Source organism: Comamonas sp. FG99, assembly GCF_057808605.1.
Map to the genome: position 1 here is coordinate 1 of NZ_JBMDII010000076.1, position 5,958 is coordinate 5,958.

The 5,958-nt window shown below is 59.9% G+C and carries 6 protein-coding genes; all 6 read left to right on the forward strand.

Features of this window, described 5'->3' with window-relative positions:
* Window positions 1-96: 96 nt before the first annotated feature.
* The 6 genes from ACODRX_RS25670 (at window position 97) to ACODRX_RS25695 (ending at window position 5,826) form a co-directional block, all read left to right on the forward strand.
* Window positions 97-369, forward strand: coding sequence for a Zn-ribbon domain-containing OB-fold protein (locus ACODRX_RS25670; RefSeq protein ID WP_488874387.1), 273 nt, complete (start codon window positions 97-99; stop codon window positions 367-369).
* Window positions 359-1,528, forward strand: coding sequence for a thiolase family protein (locus tag ACODRX_RS25675; protein WP_488874382.1), 1,170 nt, complete (start codon window positions 359-361; stop codon window positions 1,526-1,528). The genes ACODRX_RS25670 and ACODRX_RS25675 overlap by 11 nt, the downstream gene beginning before the upstream one ends.
* A gap of 17 nt (window positions 1,529-1,545) precedes the next feature.
* Window positions 1,546-1,998 carry a MaoC family dehydratase gene (locus tag ACODRX_RS25680; protein WP_488874383.1) on the forward strand — a complete coding sequence of 151 codons (453 nt, stop codon included), beginning with the start codon at window positions 1,546-1,548 and terminating at the stop codon, window positions 1,996-1,998.
* A gap of 106 nt (window positions 1,999-2,104) precedes the next feature.
* Window positions 2,105-3,451: an MFS transporter gene (locus ACODRX_RS25685; RefSeq protein ID WP_488874384.1), complete on the forward strand. Its 1,347-nt coding sequence runs from the start codon at window positions 2,105-2,107 to the stop codon at window positions 3,449-3,451.
* 20 nt (window positions 3,452-3,471) lie between these two features.
* Complete coding sequence (locus ACODRX_RS25690; RefSeq protein ID WP_488874385.1) at window positions 3,472-4,695, forward strand: MFS transporter; 1,224 nt, start codon at window positions 3,472-3,474, stop codon at window positions 4,693-4,695.
* Window positions 4,696-4,980: 285 nt separating this feature from the next.
* Window positions 4,981-5,826, forward strand: a complete 846-nt coding sequence (locus ACODRX_RS25695; RefSeq protein ID WP_488874386.1) for an alpha/beta hydrolase — start codon at window positions 4,981-4,983, stop codon at window positions 5,824-5,826.
* Window positions 5,827-5,958 lie beyond the last annotated feature (132 nt).

Here is a 5,958-nt window from a genome sequence, read left to right on the forward strand (position 1 = left end):
TCAGGTCCTTTCTTCAAGTTTAGGACCTGTGCAGGTTTTTAGTGGGTCAATACATTCTACCCCAGAGGCCACTGCCCTCACTGCTGGGGAGCAAGCCTGACCTGGTCCAAGGCGTCAGGGAAGGGTGTCCTACATAGCTTCTCGGCCGTGCACCGCCCAGGGCACCCAGCCTGGAAAGCAGTGGCACCTTATGTTTTGGGCATTGTCCATCTCGATGAAGGCCCTTCGATGCTCAGCACCGTGGCGACGGAGCCGCATCGAAAGCTGCAGATCGACATGCCGCTTGAGGTTTGCTTCGCCAGAGTAGGCCAGTTCACCCTACCCATGTTCCAACCCATCGATCCGCAGGACACAAGCCATGAATACTGAAGCGCAAGCAGCCTATCTGCTCGATGGGCTGAGAACGCCATTCGGGCGCTACCAAGGTCAGCTTGCCGATTTTGACTCCCTGGCCCTGGGCGAGCAAGCGATCAAGAACTTGCTGAGTCGCCACCCGTGGGCCTACAAGCCGGATGCGGCTCTCATGGGCGTTGTTGTGCAGGCGGGCCTTGGCCAGAATCCCGCTCGCATAGCCGCTGTGCGCGCCGGTATCTCGATGGAGACGCCAGCGCTCACGCTCAACAGCGTTTGCCTGGCCAGTTTGGAATCTGTCTGCGAGGCAGCCCGCCGTATTCGACTCGGAGAGGGCGCACACTACCTGGTCGGCGGATTTGATTCAATGACCAGGGCGGCCAAGCTGATGCCTGGTGCGGAAAGTCCGGATCAGGAGCCTGTCAGCGCGGTCTTGAAGGATGGCCTCTCGTGTGCATTTGCAGGCGAGTCCATGGGCGCTCTGTCCGACCGCTGCAATGCCGAGCTTGGCATATCGCGCAAGTCCCAGGACCAGTGGGCCGCGATGTCTCAGCAGCGCGCATTCCGAGCAAGCACTGGAGCACTGCTCGAAGAAATTGCCCCTCTCACGGTCGCCGGCAAGGTCATTGCGCGCGACCAAGGCATACGCGAAGGAGCCACCGAAGAGGGGCTATCGATCCTCAAGCCGGCGTTCTCCGAAGGCGGGTCTATCACCGCAGGCAATGCCTCGCAGCTGGCAGATGGGGCGAGCGCGGGCCTGGTCGTCAATGGCCAGATGCTACGGCGGCTCGGGCAAAAGCCTCTGGCCCGCATCGTCGACTGGACCTGGATAGCCGGCCCCGATGCCAGCTTGCACTTGAAGCCGGCAAAGGCGATGCAACTGCTCTTGGACAAACACGGCCTCTCGCCCATGGATGTCGGCCTCTATGAGATCAACGAGGCATTCGCCGGCGTGGCCATCGCGAGCGCCCGCGCTCTCAGCCTGAACCCTGAGGTCGTCAACGTCAACGGCGGTGCAGTGGCCCTCGGCCATCCGCTGGGCGCGACAGGGTTTCGGCTGCTGCTGAGCCTTGCAATGGAGATGCGCCGCCGAGGCGTTCGGCGTGGCATCGCATCCCTGTGCGGTGGCGGCGGCCAGGGATTTGCCGTGCTTATCGAAAACAGTGACCTCGACTAACCGTGAAAGGACATGAAATGTCGGACATCAAGACAGGCTGGAGCAACACCATCAAAGGCATGCCCAAGGTGGGCGAAGTGGCAAGCCGGCAGAAGACGATGAGCAGGCGCGACATCGACTTGTTCACCGAGATCAGTGGCGACCGCAATCCTCTTCACTTCGACGAAGAGCTTGCCCGCACTTCCACATTCGGTGGTTTGATCGTTCAAGGCGGAATCACCTCGGGAATGCTCAATGCACTGGTTGCAGAAGGCCTTCCGGGACCCGGGTCGGTTTTCCTGGGAATGGAGCTGAGTTTTTCGAAGGCCGTGTATGTCGGCGATACGGTCACCGCACGGCTCGAAATCAAAAGTGTTCGAGAAGACAAGCCGATATGCAAGGTCGAAGTATCGGTCAAAAACGAAAAGGGAGAAACCTGCTTGAGCGGAACGGCGACCACCTTCACCGTTGCGCTGGCCAGCGACCAGTAGCAGCAGCCCACCGCTGCAACCCAAGCAGCCCTTCAGCCGGAGGCCAAGTGCCTCCTGGCGCTAGCTTTGCCCAAAACGATAGCGACAAGCAACCGGAGTGAGACAAATGACACAGGCATACAGCATCAGCGCAGTCTGCGGCGATCAAGCGAACACTGCTGCGGAGCGCGGTCAGCACAGGAAGGTCGCCGCGGCCAGCCTCATTGGCACCGCCGTGGAATGGTATGACTACTTCATCTACGGCACCTACGCGGCCCTGCTCTTTCCCAAGCTCTTTTTTCCCAGCATGGACCCGCTGGCCGGCACGCTTGCGGCTTTTGCGACCTACGCGGTCGGATTCGCCGCCAGGCCGGTAGGGGCGGCAGTGTTTGGTCACTACGGTGACCGGGTCGGCCGCAAGGCGATGCTTGTGATATCGCTTCTCATGATGGGTGGCAGTACGGTTGCCATCGGCTTGTTGCCAAGCTATGAAACAGCGGGAATCTGGGCCGCCGTGATGCTGTGTATCCTGCGCCTGGTACAGGGCTTTGCAGTCGGCGGAGAGTGGGGATCCGCCGTCGTGATGGCGGTAGAGCACGCGCCCAAGCATCGCCGGGGGCTGTATGGCAGCTTCCCGCAGATGGGCGTCCCCTTGGGCTTGCTGCTCTCCACCGGTGTCTTTGCAATGACCTCGGCCAATCTGAGTGAAGCGGATCTCCTCTCTTGGGGTTGGCGTATTCCATTCCTCGCGAGCATCGTCATGATCGGAATTGGCATGTTCATCCGCCTCGGAGTACACGAATCGCCAGTCTTCCAGAAGATGAAGGAGACCGGCCAGCAGGCTGAAAGCCCGACGGGCGATCTACTGAAGGGCCACCGCCGCGTCCTGCTCGTCACCATTGGCATGAAGATGCTGCAAAACGCGATCTTCTATATCTACAGCGTCTTCATGCTGAGCTACATCGTTGGCACCTTGCATCTGCCTCGCTCGGTCGGTCTGAACGCAGTTCTTATCTCTTCCGTAGTCGGCATTGCAACCATTCCATTGTGGTCGTATCTCTCTGACCTTGTCGGCAGAAAGAAAGTCTATCTTTTCGGAAACATTGCCTCCATGGCATTTATCCTGCCATTCTTTGCAATGGCCGAGACCGGCAACGTCCTTTTGATCACGATCGGCATGATCATTGGCTTGAACGTGCTGCACGACGCCATGTATGGGCCACAGGCAGTCTACTTCTCGGAGCTCTTTGGAACCAAAGTGCGCCTGAGCGGCGCCAATATCGGATATGCCATCGGTGCCGTTTTGTCTGGAGGCCTGGCGCCAATGATCGCTACCGCCCTGCTGTCCGCACAAGGCGGAAAAACCTCGGGCATTGCCATCTACCTCATGCTGCTCGGTGCCATCAGCGTGATCTCGACTCTTTTTGCTCGAGAAACATACCAGGAAGGGCTTGAGGATAGGATGCACCATTGAACAGGAGACAGGCGGTTGCTATGCGCCCTCTGCCGAACCGGGAAAGCGGGTTCGCAGCCAGCTCTGCGGGCCCTGTTTTCATCATCGCCCTGGCACAGTTGTTCGGCACCTCGCTATGGTTCAGCGCCAACAGTGCCGGGGCGGATTTGATGCACTCCTGGAACATCTCCGCTGCAGACCTCGGCCTGCTCACCGGCGCCGTGCAATTGGGGTTCATCCTCGGCACATTATTTCTCTCCCTCAGCGGCCTGGCGGACCGCTTTGCCGCCAGCAGGATTTTTGCGATCTGCGCGATCCTGGGAGCCTTATTCAACGGTGCGTTTGCCTGGCTCGCAAGCGGTGTTGTGAGTGGGGCAGCGCTTCGGTTTCTCGTCGGTATTGTCTTGGCGGGCATCTATCCGCTTGGCATGAAACTGGTCGTATCCTGGAACCCCCAACGGGCCAGCACTTCGCTTGCCCTGCTGGTGGGAATGCTGACCCTGGGCACCGCTTTGCCGCATGCGCTTCGGTCGCTAGGAGGCCATTGGGCCTGGCAGTACATAGTCTCCGCCTCCTCTGTGCTGGCTCTTGGCGCTGCGGCGATGATCTTCTTTCTGGGCGATGGGCCTGGGCCTTTGCTTTCCATACCCCGCCCCCAAGCAGCATTGAAGATGTCGAATGCCCTGGCGGCACTGGGGTCGCCTGATTTCCGATACGCCTTTTTGGGCTACCTTGGCCACATGTGGGAACTCTATGCGTTCTGGACAATAGTGCCGATGCTGATCCTGCAGACTGGCTTGGCCTCAGCTGGCTCAGCCTCAGCAGCAGCACTCTCATTCAGCGTCATAGCAGCGGGCGCCCTGGGTTGCCTGATAGGAGGCGCACTCAGCCGAAAGCATGGCAGCGCAAAGGTTGCGGCCACTGCATTGGCGGTCTCCGGCCTGTGCTGCCTCTGCTTTCCTTGGGCTGCACGGCAAGAGGAACACACGCTGCTTCTTGCATTCATGTTGCTATGGGGATTGGCCGTCGTCGCCGACTCGCCGCAGTTTTCCGCGATTGTCGCCAATAGCTGCCCTCCTCAGGCCGTGGGTTCGGCGCTTGCGCTGCAGAACTCTGCGGGCTTTGCCATTACGGTTGCATCCATCGCCACAGCCACATCGCTCATTGACGTCCTGGGCAACAACATTTCATGGGTTTTACTGCCCGGCCCCATCTTCGGCCTGGTGGGCATGATTCCTTTGCTAGGGAAACGCAAGGCCGGTTGAAATCCAAGGACTCTGATTCAATCAGGATTGAACTGCATGCTGAGGCTCCGCTGGACTTCATCGCTCCAGGGCCGCACTCATCCCAATTTTGGCGGCAAGCGCAGCGCGCAGTCTCGGATCGGCGAGTCAAGATTCTGCAAGAAATGGATGGCCTGCAGTGACAGTTGTGCATATTGCGGATAGCTTCGCCCGAACGCGCCTTTATCCTTTGACTGCAGTCAAACCATCGTCATCACTCACCTCGCGAGACAAACCATGTGGATGCCCCCGCTTTATAAGGAATTCATGCAGCAGGCTGAAATCGACCTGCAATACGGCACGCAGCAATGGATTCCCGATGCGCCGGCCCAGGCACGCCACTTTGTCGAACGCAGCGCCTTCGCACGCGAAGCGCTGCGCTGCACTCTCGACGTGCCATTCGGTCCGACGCTGGACGAGACCCTCGATATCTTTCCCGCCGATCAACCGAACGCACCGGTGTTCGTGTTCATCCATGGCGGCTATTGGCGCGCCAACACCTCCAAGGAGTTCAGCTGCGTCGCGCTCGGTCCCCAAGCCCGCGGCCTCACGACCGTGGTGGTCAATTACTCACTCTGTCCCAAGGTCGCCATCGATGAGATCACGCGGCAGACGCGCGCAGCAGTCGCCTGGGTGGTGCGCAACATCGCAAGCCATGGCGGTGACCCCACTCGAATCGCACTCGGCGGCCATTCCGCGGGCGGCCACCTCACCGCGATGTGCCTGCAAACCAGGTGGGCGGAGGAATATGGCCTGCCACGTGATCCGATCAAGGCCGCAGTGCTGGTGAGCGGCCTCTACGACTTGGAGCCGCTACGCTACAGCTATCTGCAGCCGCTCATCCAGCTCGACGACCGCCTGGTTCGACACTACTCGCCGCTGTTCTCGATACGCGAATGTGCCACGCCCGCACTGATCACCTGGGGCAGCGCGGAGTCCGGCGAGTTCGCCAGGCAAGCCGCGAGCCTGCATGCGGCCTGGAGCGAAACCGGCAATCACTCGGAGTTGATTCCGCAAGACGGCGCACACCACTTTTCCGCGATCCACGGCTTCGAGCATGCAGACAGCCAGTTATGCCACTGGCTGAAGCACGCAGTCGGCAAAAGCGCGTGACGCCACCCGCAAGTTGTGCGTTGCGCAAGAGCCTGGATATTTCCCACTCAACGCAAGACGCATAACCGCTTCATTTCAGAAGGCATGCCGCAATCCCACCCCGAAGCCGGTCTGGTTCACGCCCGCCATCGG

What these genes read in the sequence shown, in the direction of transcription:
- ACODRX_RS25695 (WP_488874386.1), top strand. Translation starts at nt 4,981, where the DNA reads ATGCAGCAGGCTGAAATCGACCTGCAATACGGCACGCAGCAATGGATT.
- ACODRX_RS25685 (WP_488874384.1), top strand. Translation starts at nt 2,105, where the DNA reads ATGACACAGGCATACAGCATCAGCGCAGTCTGCGGCGATCAAGCGAAC.
- ACODRX_RS25680 (WP_488874383.1), top strand. Translation starts at nt 1,546, where the DNA reads ATGTCGGACATCAAGACAGGCTGGAGCAACACCATCAAAGGCATGCCC.
- ACODRX_RS25675 (WP_488874382.1), top strand. Translation starts at nt 359, where the DNA reads ATGAATACTGAAGCGCAAGCAGCCTATCTGCTCGATGGGCTGAGAACG.
- ACODRX_RS25690 (WP_488874385.1), top strand. Translation starts at nt 3,472, where the DNA reads ATGCGCCCTCTGCCGAACCGGGAAAGCGGGTTCGCAGCCAGCTCTGCG.